The 17,574-nt window shown below is 72.8% G+C and carries 18 protein-coding genes; 7 read left to right on the forward strand and 11 right to left on the reverse strand.

Annotation, left to right across the window (positions count from 1 at the left end; translation table 11 throughout):
- Positions 1–5: 5 nt before the first annotated feature.
- From ACQF4J_RS06870 to ACQF4J_RS06885, 4 genes are read right to left on the reverse strand one after another with little or no spacing between them, the layout of a single operon-like run.
- Positions 6–746, reverse strand: a complete 741-nt coding sequence (locus ACQF4J_RS06870) for an MnhB domain-containing protein (RefSeq protein WP_351580726.1) — start codon at positions 744–746, stop codon at positions 6–8.
- The gene (locus tag ACQF4J_RS06875) at positions 743–1,003 is read right to left on the reverse strand and encodes a hydrogenase subunit MbhD domain-containing protein (protein WP_351805694.1); all 261 of its coding nucleotides are present in this window, start codon (positions 1,001–1,003) and stop codon (positions 743–745) included. Before ACQF4J_RS06875 ends, ACQF4J_RS06870 begins: the two co-directional genes overlap by 4 nt.
- The gene (locus ACQF4J_RS06880) at positions 996–1,448 is read right to left on the reverse strand and encodes an MrpF/PhaF family protein (RefSeq protein ID WP_427165106.1); all 453 of its coding nucleotides are present in this window, start codon (positions 1,446–1,448) and stop codon (positions 996–998) included. Before ACQF4J_RS06880 ends, ACQF4J_RS06875 begins: the two co-directional genes overlap by 8 nt.
- Positions 1,445–1,627, reverse strand: coding sequence for a hypothetical protein (locus ACQF4J_RS06885; RefSeq protein WP_351580735.1), 183 nt, complete (start codon positions 1,625–1,627; stop codon positions 1,445–1,447). Before ACQF4J_RS06885 ends, ACQF4J_RS06880 begins: the two co-directional genes overlap by 4 nt.
- 250 nt (positions 1,628–1,877) lie before the next feature.
- Between ACQF4J_RS06885 and ACQF4J_RS06890 the strand changes: the two genes are divergently transcribed.
- Both ACQF4J_RS06890 and ACQF4J_RS06895 read left to right on the forward strand, forming a co-directional pair.
- Positions 1,878–2,498, forward strand: a complete 621-nt coding sequence (locus ACQF4J_RS06890; RefSeq protein WP_351580738.1) for a VanZ family protein — start codon at positions 1,878–1,880, stop codon at positions 2,496–2,498.
- Between the two features lie 139 nt (positions 2,499–2,637).
- Entirely contained in the window at positions 2,638–3,867 is a 1,230-nt protein-coding gene (locus tag ACQF4J_RS06895) for a lectin (protein WP_427165109.1), read from the forward strand.
- An 8-nt stretch (positions 3,868–3,875) separates the two neighbouring features.
- Here the strand turns inward: ACQF4J_RS06895 and ACQF4J_RS06900 are convergent, their stop codons facing one another.
- Positions 3,876–4,112: a hypothetical protein gene (locus ACQF4J_RS06900; RefSeq protein WP_200703357.1), complete on the reverse strand. Its 237-nt coding sequence runs from the start codon at positions 4,110–4,112 to the stop codon at positions 3,876–3,878.
- A 326-nt stretch (positions 4,113–4,438) separates the two neighbouring features.
- Between ACQF4J_RS06900 and ACQF4J_RS06905 the strand changes: the two genes are divergently transcribed.
- The 4 genes from ACQF4J_RS06905 to ACQF4J_RS06920 all read left to right on the forward strand — a co-directional run bounded on the left by ACQF4J_RS06905 (position 4,439) and on the right by ACQF4J_RS06920 (position 8,743).
- On the forward strand, positions 4,439–5,479 hold the full coding sequence (locus ACQF4J_RS06905; protein WP_427165111.1) for a PHP domain-containing protein: 1,041 nt from the start codon (positions 4,439–4,441) through the stop codon (positions 5,477–5,479).
- A gap of 134 nt (positions 5,480–5,613) precedes the next feature.
- Positions 5,614–6,270, forward strand: a complete 657-nt coding sequence (locus ACQF4J_RS06910; RefSeq protein WP_351581457.1) for an HAD family hydrolase — start codon at positions 5,614–5,616, stop codon at positions 6,268–6,270.
- A gap of 61 nt (positions 6,271–6,331) precedes the next feature.
- Positions 6,332–7,540, forward strand: a complete 1,209-nt coding sequence (locus ACQF4J_RS06915) for an FUSC family protein (protein ID WP_427165114.1) — start codon at positions 6,332–6,334, stop codon at positions 7,538–7,540.
- A gap of 243 nt (positions 7,541–7,783) precedes the next feature.
- Entirely contained in the window at positions 7,784–8,743 is a 960-nt protein-coding gene (locus ACQF4J_RS06920) for an SDR family NAD(P)-dependent oxidoreductase (RefSeq protein WP_351581460.1), read from the forward strand.
- 26 nt (positions 8,744–8,769) lie between these two features.
- Here the strand turns inward: ACQF4J_RS06920 and ACQF4J_RS06925 are convergent, their stop codons facing one another.
- On the reverse strand, positions 8,770–9,600 hold the full coding sequence (locus tag ACQF4J_RS06925) for an alpha/beta fold hydrolase (RefSeq protein ID WP_427165116.1): 831 nt from the start codon (positions 9,598–9,600) through the stop codon (positions 8,770–8,772).
- Between the two features lie 160 nt (positions 9,601–9,760).
- Between ACQF4J_RS06925 and ACQF4J_RS06930 the strand changes: the two genes are divergently transcribed.
- Entirely contained in the window at positions 9,761–10,789 is a 1,029-nt protein-coding gene (locus ACQF4J_RS06930; RefSeq protein WP_351581466.1) for an SDR family oxidoreductase, read from the forward strand.
- 31 nt (positions 10,790–10,820) lie between these two features.
- Here the strand turns inward: ACQF4J_RS06930 and nrfD are convergent, their stop codons facing one another.
- The 5 genes from nrfD to ACQF4J_RS06955 form a co-directional block, all read right to left on the reverse strand.
- The gene (gene nrfD, locus ACQF4J_RS06935) at positions 10,821–11,783 is read right to left on the reverse strand and encodes an NrfD/PsrC family molybdoenzyme membrane anchor subunit (RefSeq protein WP_427165119.1); all 963 of its coding nucleotides are present in this window, start codon (positions 11,781–11,783) and stop codon (positions 10,821–10,823) included.
- Positions 11,780–12,625, reverse strand: coding sequence for a 4Fe-4S dicluster domain-containing protein (locus ACQF4J_RS06940; RefSeq protein ID WP_351581470.1), 846 nt, complete (start codon positions 12,623–12,625; stop codon positions 11,780–11,782). Before ACQF4J_RS06940 ends, nrfD begins: the two co-directional genes overlap by 4 nt.
- Entirely contained in the window at positions 12,622–15,867 is a 3,246-nt protein-coding gene (gene fdh / locus ACQF4J_RS06945; RefSeq protein WP_351806723.1) for a formate dehydrogenase, read from the reverse strand. Before fdh ends, ACQF4J_RS06940 begins: the two co-directional genes overlap by 4 nt.
- Before the next feature lie 12 nt (positions 15,868–15,879).
- Positions 15,880–16,113 (reverse strand): hypothetical protein, encoded by a 234-nt coding sequence (locus ACQF4J_RS06950; RefSeq protein ID WP_351581474.1) that lies wholly within the window; start codon positions 16,111–16,113, stop codon positions 15,880–15,882.
- A gap of 155 nt (positions 16,114–16,268) precedes the next feature.
- A complete protein-coding gene (locus ACQF4J_RS06955; protein WP_351581476.1) occupies positions 16,269–17,558 on the reverse strand; it encodes an ROK family transcriptional regulator in 1,290 nt (429 codons plus the stop codon).
- Between the last annotated feature and the right edge of the window lie 16 nt (positions 17,559–17,574).

Below are 17,574 nucleotides of genomic sequence, written 5' to 3' on the forward strand. Positions count from 1 at the left end.
GGCGTTCACGTCCCGTCCGCCTCCTCGATCTCGACGGCCTGGTCCAGGAAGCGGGCGAGCAGGATGACGACGGCGCAGGCGACCTCCATGCCGATGGCCGCGTTGAGCAGGGGGACGGTGCCGCCGGAGGACAGGGTGTTGAAGGTGCCGTACGGCAGCAGCGTGTTGGCCAGGAAGGCGGTGCCCCCGACGAGTCCGGCGAGGCCGGTGACGAGGTAGGCGGAGGCGGCCAGCGCGTCGCCGACCTCGTAGGCGCCGATCGGGCGGACCCGTTCCAGTGCCCCGTAGTCGGCGCCCAGGTAGAGCAGGTGCAGGGCCGTCGCCGCGACGACGCCGCCCTGGAAGCCGCCACCCGGGCTGAGCTGGCCGTGGGCGACCACGTACAGCCCGCTGAGCAGGGCGAGGGGCAGGACGACGAGGGCGTAGCGGCGTACCGGCGGGGCCACCTCGGCGGGTTCGGGGCGCGCGCGGTGTTCGTCGCGGGTCTGGCGCAGCAGCACGACACAGCCGACGACGGCGGCGAACAGGATCATCATCTCGCCGAGGGTGTCGAAGGCGCGCTGGTCGAAGTTGACGGAGGAGATGGTGTTGGCGGTGTGCCGGGCGAGGGAGGCGCGCACGGCCCGGTCGCCGTAGGGATGCCGGGCCCCGCCGAAGTCCGGGAGTCTCAGACAGGCGGCGACGAGCAGCGCGGCGAGGCCCGCGCCACCGGCCAGCAGTACCCACAGCCGGCCGCGCCGGGTCATCGGCCGTCCTCCTTGCCCCGGCCGCGCCGCCTGACCTTGCGGACGGTGAGCATCAGCAGCAGCGGGGTCAGGGCGGAGCCGACGGCCAGCTGCGACAGACCCACGTCGGGTGCCTGGAGGACGGTGAACAGCACGGCGAGCACGACGCCGAGGACGGCCAGGACGAGGGCCTGGCGCACGGGATCACGGGTCGTCACCGCCGCCGTCGCGGCCGCCACGACCAGCAGCAGCGCGACGACGATCACCGCGTCAGCCACCGCGCACCCCCCGGAACCCGCCGGACAGGGCACGCGAGGCGACGATGTTCCCGATGATCAGCAGCGCCCCGATCACCAGGAGTTTGACCATGGCCCGGCCGGGCCCGGTGGCCACGCACAGCGCGATGACCGCGGCCGCGCCCAGGCCGGCGACCGCCCACGTCGCTGCCCAGGTGCGCGGGGGGTCCTCGGCGAGTTCGTCGGCGAGCAGCCGGGCGAAGACGAGGGTGCCGACCGGGCCGAGCAGGGCGAGGACGAGGCCGAGGTCGACGTAGGAGGGGCGGCCGTAGGCCTGGGAGAGGAGGAGCAGGCCGGGGCAGGCGAGGGCGGTGGACAGGTTCTGGGCCAGGACCCGGCGCCGCAGCGGGCCGGTGGTCACACCCCACAGGGCAGCCCCCAGGCCGCCGCCGAGTTCGACGGTCGCGGCCAGCGTCCAGCCGTTCACGATCCGGTCACCGCCCGCCGGGCGGCTCGCGCGGCGAGGGCGCCCACGGCGGCACAGCCCGCGCCGACGGCGAGTTCCAGGGGGTCCACCGTGCTGATGAGGACCAGCCACAACAGGGCGAGCGCGGCCCACCAGACGAGCAGTTCGGCCAGGGCGAGGAGTGCCGTCCGCGGGGTCATGCGCCACCTCCTCGGGCTCCGCTCGCACACCGTGCCGACGAGATGTCCGGTCCGTCCCTGCGCGGCATCCAAGCATCACGACGGGCGCCGCGGGTGGCGGCGCGCTCGGCTCACCGCCCGGAGTGCCCCGACAGCGGGAAGGAAAACCGGACGGGCGCCCGGCCCGGACCGCGGATACGGCGGCATCGTCGGGCATCGAGGGGGTAAACGCCTTGAAACGCAAGCAAGTTGAAGACTGGAGGACCACCTGATGGCCCGAGCAGCAGTGCGCCCGCTGTCCGCCCTGCGCCTGCGCACCGCAAAGGCCGGGAAGCCGGAGAAGAGCGCGCAGCCCGCGAAGAAGGCGAAGGCGCGTCCCGCGCCCCGCCCGGAGCCGCGGGAGCGGCATGTGCTGCCCTGGCCGATCCGGGTGCTGGCGATGCTGGTCGCGTTCGCGACCATGGTGGCCTTCGCCGTGGTGCTGGCCAAGCTGACGCTGGAACCCTCCCCCGCCTCGGCCTCGCTGGTGCACACCAACCTGCATCCGGGCCGCTCGATCCGGGCCTACTTGGAGCAGCCGGCGCTGCGGGACACCGTGAAGCAGATCGGCGGCAACATTCTGCTGGGCATCCCGTTCGGCGTCCTCGTACCGGTCGTCGCGCCACGGGCACGCGGGCTGCTGCGCGTGCTGCTGCTGACCGCCGTCGTGATGCTGCTCGTGGAGTTCGCCCAGGGAGCACTGGTCAACGGGCGTGCCTTCGACATCGACGACGTCATCCTCAACACGACCGGCGCCCTGATCGGCTGGGTGCTGCTGGGGCGGCGGATGGGCAAGGTGCACGCCCGGGAGCGGGTGCCCGGCAGGCCGGCCAAGCGGACAAAGAGCGCATAACCAGGAGCCCCTACCCCTGGTCCGTACCAAACTATTGACGCTGCCCTTATCTCACTTCTTAAATCAAGAGGCGACGCCTTCACCCCCCACCCCGGCCGGGCGCACGTGTGCGCCCGGCCGCCGTACGGAAGGAAGTGCCGTGGCCTCCCCACGACTGCTGCGCAGATGTCTGTTCGCCGCCCTGTCCGCCGTCCTCGTCGCGTCCGCCGCGACCGGTGCGGCGCAGGCGGAGACGCCCAGGGCCACCGCCGCCGCGGTGACGTTCTCGGACACCTTCGACGGGCCGGCCGGAGCCGCCGTCGACTCCTCGAAATGGCAGATCGAGACCGGCGACAACGTCAACAACCACGAGCGGCAGTACTACACGTCCGGCAACAAGAACGCGGCCCTGGACGGCCAGGGCCATCTGGTGATCACCGCCCGGCGCGAGAACCCCGCCAACTACCAGTGCTGGTACGGCACCTGCCAGTACACCTCGGCCCGGCTGAACACCTCGGGGAAGTTCACCGCCCAGTACGGGCACGTCGAGGCCCGGATGAAGATCCCGCGCGGACAGGGCATGTGGCCCGCGTTCTGGATGCTGGGCACGCCGGTCAACTGGCCGGACTCCGGCGAGATCGACGTCATGGAGAACGTCGGCTTCGAACCCTCCACCGTGCACGGCACCATCCACGGCCCCGGCTACTCCGGCTCGGGCGGCATCGGTGCCGCCTACACGCTGCCGGGCGGCCAGGCCTTCGCCGACGCCTTCCACACCTTCGCCGTCGACTGGGCGCCCGACTCGATCACCTGGTCCGTGGACGGCAACGTCTACCAGCGCCGCACCCCCGCCGACCTCGGCGGCAAGACCTGGGTGTTCAACAAGCCGTTCTTCCTGATCCTCAACCTGGCGGTGGGCGGCTACTGGCCCGGCGACCCTGACGGCTCCACGGTCTTCCCCCAGCAGCTGGTGGTGGACTCGGTGTCGGTCACCACGAGCGACACGGCCACCGGCGCGGCGATCAGGGGCCTGGCCGGCAAGTGCGTGGACGTCGCCGGCGCGAACCCCGCCAACGGCACGCCCGTCCAGCTCTACGACTGCAACGGCACCGCCGCCCAGCAGTGGACCGTCGGCCCCGACGGCACGCTGCGCGCGCTGGGCAAGTGCCTGGACGTCACCGGCAACGGCACGGCGGACGGCTCGACCGTCCAGCTGTGGGACTGCACCGGCGGCCCGAACCAGAAGTGGACGGTCACCGGGGCGCACGACATCGTCAATCCGCAGGCGAACAAGTGCCTGGACGTCACCGGCAACAACTCGGCCAACGGCACCCGCCTGCAGATCTGGTCCTGCGCGGGCGGCGCCAACCAGAAGTGGACGGTCGGCTGACCAGCGGGCTAGTGCAGTCTCCAGGTGAACTTGTCGCCGCCGACCCAGCGCACCACGTCCGGATCGTCCATGTCGTGGACCGTGATGCCGAACGCCGCGGCGGCCTCCAGGACGTCGATGACGCCCTTGGCCTCGCCGACCACTTCGCCGTCGATCTCCACGATCCGGAACGGAGGCGTGCCCGGCTGCACTCCGAGCACCATGATCCGCGGATGCGCGATGTAGGGAGCTGCTTGTTCGGTCATGCAATAGAGCGTAGGACGCAACCGGCCCACCTGGCTCGGGCGCGTCACTCCTGGAGAAGCTCCAGCACAGCCGACTCGACGGCGCCGTGAGTGGTGGGACGCCCGAAGTGCCCGTGCTCGCCCAGCCGGGTGAGCGCGGGCCTCCTCCGTCACGACGGCGAGCGCGACGGCGGCGAGGACCGTGGCGTACCAGGTCCGGAAGTCCTTCCTCGCCGGACGCGGACTGTCCCGACGGCGGCGGCCCGGCCGAGCCCGAGTCGGAACCGGTGACCAGACCAACAGTGCGGCCCGGGCGCGGGTGGGGAACCCTGGACGTGGAGGTGACCATGGATCCCGTCGAGGCACTGGAGCGGATCGCCTTCCTGCTGGAGCGGTCCCTGGCGCCGACGTACCGCGTACGCGCCTTTCGCACGGCGGCCCGGGTCCTGACGTCCCTGCCCGAGGGCGAGGTGCGTGAGCGGGCCGACGCCGGGACGCTGGAGTCGCTCAAGGGCGTCGGCCCCAGGACGGCGCAGGTGGTGCGGGAGGCGCTGGCCGGGCAGGTCCCCGGCTACCTGGGCAAGCTGGAGAGCGAGGCCGCGGCGCCCCGTGGCGAGCGGCGCGGTGAGCAGCTGCGGGCACTGCTGCGGGGCGACTGCCATCTGCACTCCGACTGGTCGGACGGCGGCAGCCCGATCGAGGAGATGGGGCGGGCCGCGGCGGCGCTCGGCCACGAGTGGGCGGTGCTGACCGACCACTCCCCCAGGCTGACCGTGGCCCGCGGTCTCTCCCCGGAGCGGTTGCGGCGGCAGCTGGACGTGGTGGCGGAGCTGAACGCCGACTGGGCGCCGTTCCGGCTGCTCACCGGCATCGAGTGCGACATCCTCGACGACGGCACGCTCGACCAGGAGCCCGAGCTGCTCGAGCGGCTCGACGTGGTCGTGGTGTCGGTGCACTCCAAGCTGCGCATGGACGCCCGGGCGATGACCCGCCGCATGGTGGCGGCCGTCCGCGATCCGCACTCCGACGTGCTCGGGCACTGCACCGGGCGGCTGGTGACGGGGCGGGGCCGGCCGGAGTCGCATTTCGACGCCGACGAGGTGTTCGCCGCGCTGGCCGAGACGGGCACCGCGCTGGAGATCAACAGCCGGCCCGAGCGGCTGGACCCGCCGCGGCGGCTGCTGCGCCGGGCGGTGGAGGCGGGCGTGCTGTTCTCGGTCGACACCGACGCGCACGCCCCGGGCCAGCTGGACTGGCAGATCCTCGGCTGCGCGCGGGCCGAGGACTGCGGGGTGCCGGCCGAGCGCGTGGTGAACACGTGGTCCCGCGAGGACCTGCTCGCCTGGGCCGGGCGGCGCACTCTGCCCGCAGGAGTGCCGGGCACCTGACGTGGTACCCGTGCGGGCGTGGGTCAGGCGGCCGTGCTTGTGCGGCCGTGCTTGTGCGGTCGCAGTGAGGCGGTCGTATTCGAGCAGCCGTGTTCGGGTGGTCGTCTTCGGGCGGCCGGAGAGAAGGAGCGCGCATGCAACGGGCGGCCGTGTTCGACGTCGACGGAACCCTCGCCGACACCAACCACCTGCACGTGGTGGCCTGGTGGGAAGCCTTGCGGCAGGCGGGGCACGACATCCCCATGCACGCCGTCCACCGCTCCATCGGGCTGGGGTCCGAGGACCTGGTCGCCCGGCTGCTCGGTGAGCGGCGGGACAAGGACCAGGACGCCGAACTGAGCGCCGCGCACAAGGCGTTGTACGGCCAGTACTTCGACCGGCTCCCCGCGTTCAAGGACGCCGGACGGCTGCTGCGCCGCCTCGACCACGACGGCTGGCAGGTGGTGCTGGCCACCTCCGCGAGCGGCCCCGAGCTGTCCGCGCTGCGCCGCGCCATCTCGGCCGACGACGCGATCACCGCCACCGCGAGCGCCGACGACGTCGAGGAGGGCAAGCCGGCACCCGAGCCGGTCGAACACGCCCTGGAGCTGGCCGGGGTGCCGCCCGAGCGGGCGGTGTTCGTCGGCGACACGGTGTGGGACATGCGCGCGGGCAGCCGGGCCGGGGTGCGCTGCGTGGGCGTGCTGTGCGGCGGCATCCCCCGCCGCGACCTGGAGGAGGCGGGCGCCGAGGCGGTGTACGACGATCCCGCGCATCTGCTGGCCTCGCTGAAGGACGGCCCCTTCGCCTGAGTGCGGCACGTCACAGCGTTCCCCCCGCTCCGGCTCCGCGATCTCGGACACCCGTACGCCCATGAGCGGGACGAAAGCGGTGCTCAGGCACTCGGCACACGCCTGGCGGCGGACGGCCGGCAGGACCGGTCGCTCCGCGCGGGCGGCCTGGCGGTCACCGGGCCGGGAGCGGGACCTGGTGGTGCAGTCGCTCAAGGCGGCCGGGGCGGCGCTGCTCGCCTGGGTCGTGGCGAGCGACGGGATGAACGATCCCATGGCCCTGATGGCGCCCTGGGTGGCGCTGCTGCTGGTGCAGGCCACGGTGTACAGCTCGCTGCGGCAGGCGGCGCAGCAGTTCGCGGCGATCTGCGTCGGCACCCTGTGCGCGTCGGCGGCGCAGGCCCTGACCGGGGCGACGCTGGGCGCGCTCGCGCTGTGCCTGCCGGTGCTGATGCTGTTGTCGAACTGGTCGCGCTTCGGCGACCAAGGGGTCTACGCCGCGACCACGGCGGTGTTCACCCTGGCGTCGGGCACCGTGACCGCGACCGCGGTCGGGCACCGGGTGGGGCAGGCGGCGCTGGGCGCGGTGATCGGGGTGGCCGTCAACGCGCTCGTCCTGCCGCCCATTCACCTGCGGGACGTGCGGGAGAACCTCGCGGCCCTCGCCCGGGAAGCCGGTGACGTGCTGCGGACGGTCGCGGACGACCTGCGGCACGAGCGCTGGGACGGGCGGACCACGGCCGGCTGGTCGCATGCCACGGCGCGGCTGGAGCACCGGCTGGAGGCGCTGCGCTCGGCGCGCCGCTGGAGCCGGGAGAGCCTGCGGCTGACGAGCCGGCCGCTGCGCGCCCTGCGCCGGGTTCCGGCGGCGGTGCCCGAGGAGGCGGAGGACGAGCGCTTCAGCCGGGTCACCGGGCATGTGGAGTCCCTGGTGCGGACGCTGGTGGTCGCGGCCGAGGACGGGCGTACGCCGACCCTGCCCGAGGGGCGGGTGCTGCGGACGTACGCGCGGCTGCTGGAGCTGATCGCCGAGGCCTGCGCCGCGGAGGGGGCCCGGCTGCTCGACGCGCGCGGTGTCGAGGGTGCGGACGGCCGGGGCGAGGAGGCCCGGCGCGCCCTGCACCGGCGGCTGCAGGAGGAGTTGCGGGAGCAGGCGGCCGACGGAGCGGACCGGACGACCGTGCTCGGCTCACTGGTGCTGCAGGCGGAGAACCTGTGGGTGGACTCCGTTCCCGCCGCGGCGCAGGTGACTCAGATCACCGCCGAAGAGGCCGAACAGCGGAACACCTGAGGGTGGTTGCCCGTTGAACAAGCCGTGGGTGTGGACGGGACAGTGTCCCCGGGCCTCACCTTTCGCACACAGGGACGATCGTTCGGCTGAAGCCCTGTGGAGCCTTTCGCCGAGAGGCGACCGCCGTCCGCACCCACCCTTCGGCTGCCCCGACCGGCATCCCCCGTCCGGTCGGGGCTTCTCTCTGCCCGCGGCCAGGTCGCGCTTGACTTCGAGAGCACTCCAATCCGTAGCGTTCCCGGCATGAGCACTCCACAGCACAAGATCGGATCCGGATTCGGTGCGACGAGTACCGCCGACGACGTCCTGCGGGGCCTGGACCTCACCGGCAAGCTGGCCCTCGTCACCGGCGGCTACTCGGGACTCGGCCTGGAGACGACCCGCGCCCTCACCAGGGCGGGCGCCCGGGTGGTCGTCCCGGCCCGGCGCCGGGCCACGGCCGAGGAGGCGCTCGCCGGTCTCGACGGCGTCGAGGTGGACGAACTGGACCTCGGCGACCTGGAGAGCGTGCGGTCCTTCGCCGAGCGGTTCCTCGCCACCGGCCGCGCCCTCGACATCGTGATCGACAACGCCGGGATCATGGCCTGCCCCGAGACGCGTGTGGGGCCCGGCTGGGAGGCGCAGTTCGCGACCAACCACCTCGGCCACTTCGCCCTGGTCAACCGCCTCTGGCCGGCGATCGCGGCGGGCGGCGCCCGGGTCGTCTCCGTCTCCTCCCGCGCCCACCACTTCTCCGGCATCCGCTGGGACGACGTCAACTGGCAGCGGGGATACGACAAGTGGCAGGCCTACGGCCAGGCCAAGACCGCCAACGTCCTGTTCGCCGTCCACCTCGACCGGCTCGGCCGCGACGCGGGCGTCCGCGCCTTCTCGCTGCACCCCGGCGGCATCCTCACGCCGCTGCAGCGGCACATCCCCCGCGAGGAGATGATCGAGCGGGGCTGGATCGACGAGGACGGCAACATCCTCAACCCCGAGGGCTTCAAGACCCCGCCGCAGGGTGCGGCCACCCAGGTCTGGGCGGCGACCTCGCCCCAGCTCGACGGCCTCGGCGGCGTCTACCTGGAGGACTGCGACATCGCCGAACCCGCGCCGGACGACACCCCGACCGGCGTCAAGCCCTGGGCGACCGACCCGGCCGAGGCGTCCCGCCTGTGGAACCTGTCGGCACAACTGACGGGCGTGAACGCCTTCGCGGCCTAGGCAGTGCCTGATCATCCCGCGCCGGCTCAGCTCGTCATGAACTCGCGCAAGTCCGCCGTGAGTTGGTCGGCGTGGGTGATGAACAGGCCGTGGCCGGCGTTGTCGTAGATCTTGAGGGTGGCGTCGGGGAGCAGGCGGGCGGCGCGGCGGGCGGTCAGGTCCAGGGCGGCCGAGGTGTCGTGGGTGCCGTGGACGATCAGCACCGGCAGGTCGATCTTGGGCAGTTCGGGGGTGACGTCCACGAGGGCGACGAGTTCCTGGACCGCGGACGTGGAGTGCGGCGAGGAGAGCTGGGCGCGCTGGATGAAGTACTGCATGAACGCCTCGGACACCTCGTTGCCCGGCCGGTCCACGGCGAAGAAGCCCGCGATGCCGTCCTGGAAGAACGCCGGCCGGTCCCGGCGGCAGACCTCGTTGGCGGCCCGCATGGCGTCGGGGTCCAGGCCGTCCGGGTTGTCGGCGGTGCGTACCACGCCCGGGGCGATGCCGGCGACGAAGGCGACCCGGGCCACCCGGTCGGCACCGTGCCGGGTGAGGCAGCGGGTGATCTCGACGGAGCCCATCGAGTGACCGATCAGCGTGACCTCGCGCAGGTCGAGGTGGTCGATCAGCCCGTACAGGTCGTCCGCGAGGGTGTCGAGGTCGAAGCCGTTCCAGACGTCGTCGGAGCGGCCGTGCCCGCGCCGGTCCAGACTCACGCAGCGGTGGCCGGCCGCGGCCAGCGCCGGCATCTGGAACTCCCACATCTCGGAGCCGAGGTAGGCGCTGTTGACGAAGACGGCCACCGGTCCGTCGGCCGGTCCGTAGTCGGCGTAGTGCAGCCGCGTTCCGTCGGCGGGGCTGGTGAAGTACGGCATGGGACGACCTCCTGCAATCCGGTGCGGTGGGTACGTCCTCAATGGTTCCGGCGGACGCCGCCGGGGTCGATTACCTCCGGGGTCATGCCGGGCGGCAGGTGAATCCGCGCCGCACGGGTACTCGGTCGGCTCGTCCGGCGAGCGAGCGAAGGAGCCGAAGGTGAGCAGCACAGCGGGCAGCAGGATCGTGGTCACGGGCGCCACCGGCAATGTCGGCACCAGCGTGGTGCGCGCGCTCTCGGAGGACTCGGACGTCGGCTCCGTACTGGGGCTGGCCCGGCGCATCCCCGACTGGTCGCCGCCCCGGACGGACTGGTCCGCGGTCGACCTGGCGTCCGAACGGGCGGATCTGGCCGAGGAGTTCGCGGACGCCGACGCGGTGATCCATCTGGCGTGGGCGTTCCAGCCGACGCACGACCCGGCGACTACCTGGCGCACGAACGTCCTCGGCAGCATCCGGGTGTTCGAGGCGGTGGCGGCGGCAGGGGTGCCGACGCTGGTGCACGCCTCGTCGGTGGGCGCCTACTCTCCGGGGCCCAAGGACCGCGCGGTCGACGAGTCGTGGCCGACGCACGGCTGGCCGGACGCCGCGTACTGCCGGGAGAAGGCGTATCTGGAGCGTGCGCTGGACGCGTTCGAGCGTGAGCATCCCGAGGTGCGGGTGGTCCGGATGCGGCCGGCGTTCCTGTTCAAGCGGGAGTCCGCGAGCGAGCAGCGACGCATCTTCGGCGGCCGTTTCCTGCCGGGTCCGCCGGCCCGCCCCGAGCTGCTGCCGTTCCTGCCCGACGTCCCCGGCCTGCGGGTGCAGGCGCTGCACACCGACGACGCCGCCAGGGCGTACGTCGCGGCGCTCGGCACGGAGACCCGCGGCGCCTTCAACCTGGCCGCCGAGCCCTGGGTCGACGCGGAGCTGCTGGCGGAGATGCTGGACACCCGCTCGGTCCGCCTCCCGCGCGCCGCGGCCCGCTCGGCGATCGCGGCGGCCTGGAACCTGCGTCTGCTGCCCGCCTCGCCGCACCTGTTCGACGCGGTGCTGCGCCTGCCCCTGATGGACTGCACGCGCGCGCGTACCGAACTCGGCTGGCAGCCCCGGCACTCGGCCACCGAGGTCCTCCGCGAGTTCCTCGGCGGCCTCCAACAGGGCGAGGGCGCCCCCACGGAGCCGATGCGGGGACGCAAGGTCGGCTGAACCGGGCGGTGCCGACCGAACTCCAACTCCGCTACGAGGGCCGGTCGGACGCCGCCCCGTCGAGCCGCTCCCGCTGGGGTACCACGGTGTACTTCGGGTCCTCCGCGGAGGCGACGCCCGCCGCGAACACGCCGAAGCGGGTACAGGCGGAGCCGGCGAGGAGCGCCAGGCCGGAGGCGACCGCGACCGGGCGCCGGTCGCCGAACAGGGCGGCCGCGACCGCGCCGCCGGCCGTGAGGGCGCGGGCCGAGCGCAGCAGCGTGCCCGCCCTGCCTTCCTTCCAGGTCTCGGCGACCATGCCCAGCCGCCGCTCCGCGGCCTTCTCCACCGCCGTGTCGGCCAGGGCGGCCAGCCCGGCGGCGCACCGGGCGGGCAGGTTCTCGCCGGTGGGACCTGCCACCAGCGCCATTCCGGAGGCGGCGGCCGTCGCGGACGCCGCGAACAGGTAGGGCAGTTCGCGATGGACGCCGTGCCAGGCCGGCACGGCGGTGTCCGCGGCCAGCACCCCGGTGTACGTGGCGACGGCGGGGCCGAGCAGCGCGGCGGCGCCGGTTGCCACGCCCCCGAGACGCGGCAACCGGCCGGTCACGGCGCTCGCGGCGGCCACACCCGCGGCGGGCCCGTACGCGCCGAGCAGCCAGGAGCCCATGCTCATCGGCGAGGTCGGCTTGAACACCCGCAGCATGTTCGCGAAGCGGCTCGGTTTGCCGAGGTCGTGGACGAGGGCGGCGGCCGAGAGAGAGACGGCGGCGAGCGAGGACACCTTCAGTGCCGTCGCGGTGGTGGTACGTCCCGTCAGGTGCGCCCCCGCCGCGAGCACCGAGCCCGCCCCCGCGAGCCCTCCGAGGAAGAAGTACCCGGCGATGTCGGGGGCCGCCCAGGAGGGCGGCTTGATGACCGGACGGCCGTAGTAGGACCGGAACTCGGCGCGCGGGACGACCGGTTGCTCGCCGCGCCGGCGCCGGCCGCGCCGCGCGTTCTGGATCACGCTCATCGTCGGCCCCTTCCCGCCGTCGCCGCGAAGCACGCCGCGACGCCGCCCAGCAGTGACAGTGCGGCGACGCCCGCGTGTTTCCACATGGCCGGCAGGTCCCGGGTGGTGACCACGGGGTCCGGCGGCAGCCCGTACACCTCGGGCTCGTCCAGCAGCAGGAAGAACGCGCCGTCGCCGCCCACGCCGTCGTCCGGGTCGTGGCCGTACAGCCGGGCCTCGGGGACGCCCGCCTCGTGCAGCTGGTCGACCCTGAGGGCGGCGCGCTCGCGGAGTTCGTCGAGCGGCCCGAACTGGATGGACTCCGTGGGGCAGGCCTTGGCGCAGGCCGGTTCCTGTCCTGCGCCAAGGCGGTCGTAGCACATCGTGCACTTGAACGCGCGTCCGTCGTGCGGCCGCTGCTCGATGACGCCGTACGGGCAGGCGGGCACGCAGTAGCCGCAGCCGTTGCAGATGTCCTCCTGGACGACGACCGTGCCGAACTCGGTGCGGAAGAGCGAACCGGTGGGGCAGACGTCGAGGCAGGCGGCGTGCGTGCAGTGCTTGCACACGTCGGAGGACATCAGCCAGCGCAGCTCGCCGTCACCGCCGACGGCCGTCTCCTGGGCGGTCGATCCGCCTTCCACGACGGGGAGTTGGGTACGGCCGTCCGGCCGGGGCTGCTCGATGAAGGCGACGTGCCGCCAGGTGGAGGCGCCGAGGGCCTGCGTGTTGTCGTAGGACATGGCGGTCAGGGACAGGCCGTCCTCGGGGACGGCGTTCCACTCCTTGCAGGCCACCTCGCAGGCCTTGCAGCCGATGCACACGGAGGTGTCGGTGAAGAAGCCGACGCGTTCCTCGCTCACTTGCGTGTCTCCGTTCCGGTGTCCGAGGTGATGCCGGCCCGCCTGCGGTAGTCGGCGACCAGCCTCGGCAGTTCCGGTCCGCGCGGCCGGCGGCCCGGGCGGATGTCGGCGGTCAGCGCCTTGTCCTCCTGGATGTGGGCGTTGGGGTCGAGGGCGATGGCCGTCAGCTCGTTGGCCGCGTCGCCCGTCGCCACACCGTTGGGGCCCCAGTGGAAGGGCAGGCCGATCTGGTGGACGACCCGGCCCTGCACCCGCAGCGGCCGCATGCGCTCGGTCACCAGCACCCGCGCCTCGACGGCGTTGCGGGCGGTGACGACGGTCGCCCAGCCGCCGTTCTCCAGGCCGCGTTCGCGGGCCAGCTCGGGCGAGACCTCGCAGAAGAACTCCGGTTGCAGCTCGGACAGATACTCCGACCAGCGGCTCATCCCTCCCGCCGTGAAGTGCTCGGTGAGCCGGTGGGTGGTGACGATGTACGGGAAGACCTCCGCGCCCTTCTCCCCGCCGCTCGGGTGGTAGCGGTTGCCCTCGCGCGGCAGCAGCCGGCGGACCGGACTGCGCGGGGTGGAGGGGTACAGGGCGTTGGGGAACGGGGAGTCCTGGGGCTCGTAGTGGGTGGGCATCGGCCCGTCCTCCAGGCCGGCCGGCGTGAACAGCCAGCCCTTGCCGTCGGCCTGCATGATGAACGGGTCGTCGCCGCGCAGCGCGTCGGGCCCCACCGCGTCGTCGTCGGGTACGAAGTCGGGCGCGCGGTCGGGTACGAAGTCCGGGACGTCGTGCCCGGTCCACTTGCCCTCCTCCGGGTCCCACCAGACGTACTTCTTGCGTTCGCTCCAGGGGGTGCCGTCGGGGGCGGCCGAGGCGCGGTTGTAGAGGATGCGGCGGTTGGCGGGCCAGGCCCAGGCCCATTCGGCGGCCACCCAGTCCTGTTCCCACTCGGGCTTCTTGCGGGCGGCCTGGTTGACGCCGTCGGCGTAGACGCCGCAGTAGATCCAGCAGCCGCAGCGGGTGGAGCCGTCGTCCTTGAGCTCGGTGTAGGCGCCCAGCGGGGAGCCGTCCGGGCCGTGGCCGCTGATCTCGGCGAGCACGGCGTCGGCGACGGGCTCGTTCAGCTCGCCGGTGACCGGATAGTCCCAGCTCAGGTCCTGGATCGGGCGGTCCATGGGGTCGGTGGAGGCGGCCAGCCGCTCCTTGATCCGGCGACCCAGGTGGTACATGAACCACAGGTCGCTGCGCGCGTCGCCCTCGGGTTCCACGGCGGCGTGGTGCCACTGCACCCAGCGGTTGGTGTTGGTGAAGGAGCCGGACTTCTCGGTGTGGGCGGCGGCCGGGAAGAAGAACACCTCGGTGCCGATGTCCTCGGTGCGCAGCTCGCCGGTCTCGATCTCGGGGCCGTCCTTCCACCAGGTCGCCGACTCGATGAGGGAGAAGTCCCGCACCACCAGCCACTCCAGGTTGGCCATGCCCAGGCGCTGCAGGCGCGTGTTGGCCGAGCCGACGGCCGGGTTCTCGCCCATCAGGAAGTAGCCCTTGCAGTCGCCGTCGAGCTGGGCCATCACGGTGTCGTAGGTGGAGTGGGAGCCGGTCAGGCGCGGCAGGTGGTCGAAGCAGAAGTCGTTGTCGGGGGTGGCCGCGTCGCCGTAGTAGGCCTTGAGCAGGCTGACGATGTAGGCCCGCATGTTCGACCAGAAGCCCTTGACCGTGCGGGTCGTCTCGATGTGGTTGTCGAGGTTCATGTTCTCGTGCGCGTGCGGCATCGGGATGTAGCCGGGCAGCAGGTTGTACAAGGTGGGGATGTCGCTGGAGCCCTGGATGGAGGCGTGGCCGCGCAGCGCCTGGATGCCGCCGCCGGTGCGGCCGATGTTGCCGAGCAGCAGCTGCAGGACGCTCGCGGCGCGGATGAACTGGGAGCCGGTGGTGTGCTGGGTCCAGCCGACGGCGTAGCAGAAGGCGCTGGTCCGGTCGGGGCCGGAGTTGGCGGTCAGGGCGTCGCACACGCGCCGGAAGGTCTCGCGGGGGATGCCGCAGACCTCCTCGACCATCTCGGGGGTGTAGCGGGCGTAGTGGCGCTTGAGGACCTGGTAGACGCAGCGCGGGTGCTGGAGCGTGTCGTCGGTGGGGGCGCGGTGTCCGGTGCGGGCGCCGCCGGAGCCGTGCGCCTCGGCGCCGGCCGTCTTGCGGGTGCGCTCCTCGTACAGCTCGTCGGCCTCGCCCGCGGGCTGCTGGATCTCCACACCCTCGTACTGCCAGGTGGTGGGGTCGTAGTGGGCCTTGTCCTCGTCGAGTCCGGAGAAGACGCCGTCGAGGTCCTCGGTGTCGCGGAAGTCCTCGCCGACGAGGGTGGAGGCGTTGGTGTAGCGCAGGACGTACTCGCGGAAGTCCTTCTCCTCGGTCAGGACGTGGTTGATGATCCCGCCGAGGAAGGCGATGTCGGTGCCCGCGCGGATCGGCACGTACAGGTCGGCGAGCGCGCTGGTGCGGTTGAAACGGGGGTCGACGTCGATGATGAGGGCGCCGCGCTTCTTCGCCTCCATCACCCACTGGAAGCCGACCGGGTGGCACTCGGCGAAGTTGGAGCCCTCGATGACGATGCAGTCGGAGTGCTGCAGGTCCTGCATGAAGGTGGTGGCGCCGCCGCGCCCGAAGGAGGTGCCGAGGCCGGCCACCGTGGCGCTGTGGCAGACCCGGGCCTGGTTCTCCACCTGGACCACGCCGAGGCCGGTCAGCAGCTTCTTGATGAGGTAGTTCTCCTCGTTGTCGAGGGTCGCGCCGCCGAGGCTGGCGATACCCATGGTGCGGGCGGTGCGCATGCCCTCGTACTCCCACTCCCAGGTCTCCCGCCGGGTGCGGATCACCCGCTCGGCCACCATGTCCATGGCGGTCTCCAGGTCGAGCGGCTCCCAGTCGGAGGAGTACGGGCGCCGGTAGAGGACCTGGTGTTCCCGGGCCGGCCCGGTGGTCAGCTGGAGGCTCGCCGAGCCCTTCGGGCACAGCCGGCCGCGGCTCACCGGGGAGGCGGGGTCGCCCTCGATCTGGACGACCTTCTCGTCCTTGACGTAGACCTGCTGCCCGCAGCCGACCGCGCAGTACGGGCAGACGGACTGCACGACGCGATCCGCGCTGTCGGTGCGCGCGCGCAGCTTGTCGGTGTACGGCGATTTCGCGGCGCTCCCGCGGGCCGTACGGTCGGTTCCGCCGAGCTGACGGTAGACGGGCCAGGAGCGGATCCGGTCGCCGATACCCATGGTGGCTCCCTGTCAGGCGGAGGACTCGTCCGGTTCGGGGTGCTCGGGATGCACGGTCGCGGACCGCCGCTCTCCCTGACGGCCGGTACCGGCTTCGTCGGTTTCGGGCAGACCGGAGCCGGACTCGTCCTCCTCCGCGGCGGGTATGGGCACGTCCAATGGGTCCTCGCCCTCGGTGACCTGCTGATCCGGCAGGTCCCTCGGCACGGGCTCGCCGTCCTGTCCCGTAGGGTGTCGATCCGCCACGGCGCACTCCTTTCGCGTCGTCGAGCGACACGCGAGTACCTCCGGCGGTGACCGGTAAAACATGGGGTCGCGGGGCGCCCCTCAAGGGGCGTGGGGAACTGCGCGACCAGCCACAACACAGCCGCAGTCGCGCAAATGACCCCGCTGCCCAGCCCTTACCGCGGAGCCCGCTCCTCCAGAGCCGTCTGCCACGCCGGCACGGGCCCCTCCGCCGCCGGTTCCAGCCGGCGCCCCCCGCGGCCGAAGAAGTCGGCCAGCGGCAGGATCGCCGCCCCCACGGTCACCGCGTCCGGCCCCAGCCGCCCCAGCTCGATCGCGACCTTCTCGGCCGGGTGGCGCAGGGCGTACGACACCGCGTACCGCCGCACGGCGGGCAGGAACCGCGCACCGAGCTGAAGCCCGCCCCAGCCGCCGATCAGGATCCGCTCGGGCTGGAAGAGGTTGATCAGATCGGACAGCCCCGCGCCCAGGTACTCGGCGGTCTCCTCCAGCACACCGAGCGCGACGGGGTCGGCCGTCCCGCCCCCGGAGGGGTACGCCGCGGCCAGCATCGCGGACAGCGCCGTCTCCTCGTCGGCGCCCTCCGGCGGCCGTCCCCCCTCTTCGCGCCAGCGCTCCAGCAGGGACTCCGCACCCGCGTACGCCTCCAGGCAGCCGAGCGCGCCGCACCGGCAGCGGCGCCCCCTGACCCGGACGGTCAGATGCCCCCACTCGACCGCGCGCCCGTGTTCCACCTCGGGCGTGACCAGGCAGGCGCCGACGCCGGAGCCGAAGAGCACGACGATGGCGTTGCGCGCCCCGCGTCCGGCGCCGAACCACATCTCGGCCTGGCCGAGGGTCTTGGCGCCGTTGTCGATGAAGTAGCGGACGGAGTCCGGCAGCCGGGAGGTGGTGCGCAGCAGGGACTCCAGCGGGACGGCGTCCCAGCCGATGGTCTGGCCGTGCACGACGGCGCCGCGGTCGGGGGTGCGTTCGACGATGCCGGGGACGCCGATACCGACGCCGAGGAGCTGTTCGGGCGGGATGCCGGCCTCGTCCAGGACCTCGGCGATCCCGTCGCGGATGTGGCCGACGATGACCTCGACCTCGTACCGCTGCTGTTCCAGGGGCCGTTCGGCGCGGGCGAGTTCGGTGAGGGTCAGGTCGAACAGCTCGACGCGGACGCGGGTCTCGCCGACGTCGACGCCGATCATGTGGCCCGCGCCGGGCGCCACCCGCAGCAGGGTGCGGGGGCGGCCGCCGTCGGAGTCGACACTGCCCGCCTCCTCGACCAGTCCGTCGGCGACGAGGTCGGCGACGACGTTGCTGACCGAGCCGGAGCTCAGCCCGGTCGCCGGACCGAGCTCGAAGCGGCTGAGGGGTCCGTCGAAGTAGAGCCGTTGCAGCACCGCCGTGCGGTTCGCCCGCCTGAGGTCGCGCACGGTGCGCCCGTTCCGCCCCGCCATATGGCTCCTTCCGAAC

Source organism: Streptomyces sp. C1-1, from assembly GCF_050214755.1.
In the GTDB taxonomy this organism is placed as follows: Bacteria; Actinomycetota; Actinomycetes; order Streptomycetales; family Streptomycetaceae; genus Streptomyces.

Bases quoted from the DNA above. Each gene is read 5' to 3' on its own strand.
- ACQF4J_RS06925 (WP_427165116.1), bottom strand. From the start codon at position 9,600: ATGCCGTACTTCACCAGCCCCGCCGACGGAACGCGGCTGCACTACGCC.
- ACQF4J_RS06910 (WP_351581457.1), top strand. From the start codon at position 5,614: ATGCAACGGGCGGCCGTGTTCGACGTCGACGGAACCCTCGCCGACACC.
- ACQF4J_RS06905 (WP_427165111.1), top strand. From the start codon at position 4,439: ATGGATCCCGTCGAGGCACTGGAGCGGATCGCCTTCCTGCTGGAGCGG.
- ACQF4J_RS06885 (WP_351580735.1), bottom strand. From the start codon at position 1,627: ATGACCCCGCGGACGGCACTCCTCGCCCTGGCCGAACTGCTCGTCTGG.
- ACQF4J_RS06955 (WP_351581476.1), bottom strand. From the start codon at position 17,558: ATGGCGGGGCGGAACGGGCGCACCGTGCGCGACCTCAGGCGGGCGAAC.
- ACQF4J_RS06890 (WP_351580738.1), top strand. From the start codon at position 1,878: ATGGCCCGAGCAGCAGTGCGCCCGCTGTCCGCCCTGCGCCTGCGCACC.
- ACQF4J_RS06900 (WP_200703357.1), bottom strand. From the start codon at position 4,112: ATGACCGAACAAGCAGCTCCCTACATCGCGCATCCGCGGATCATGGTG.
- ACQF4J_RS06870 (WP_351580726.1), bottom strand. From the start codon at position 746: ATGACCCGGCGCGGCCGGCTGTGGGTACTGCTGGCCGGTGGCGCGGGC.
- ACQF4J_RS06920 (WP_351581460.1), top strand. From the start codon at position 7,784: ATGAGCACTCCACAGCACAAGATCGGATCCGGATTCGGTGCGACGAGT.
- nrfD (WP_427165119.1), bottom strand. From the start codon at position 11,783: ATGAGCGTGATCCAGAACGCGCGGCGCGGCCGGCGCCGGCGCGGCGAG.
- fdh (WP_351806723.1), bottom strand. From the start codon at position 15,867: ATGGGTATCGGCGACCGGATCCGCTCCTGGCCCGTCTACCGTCAGCTC.
- ACQF4J_RS06915 (WP_427165114.1), top strand. From the start codon at position 6,332: ATGAGCGGGACGAAAGCGGTGCTCAGGCACTCGGCACACGCCTGGCGG.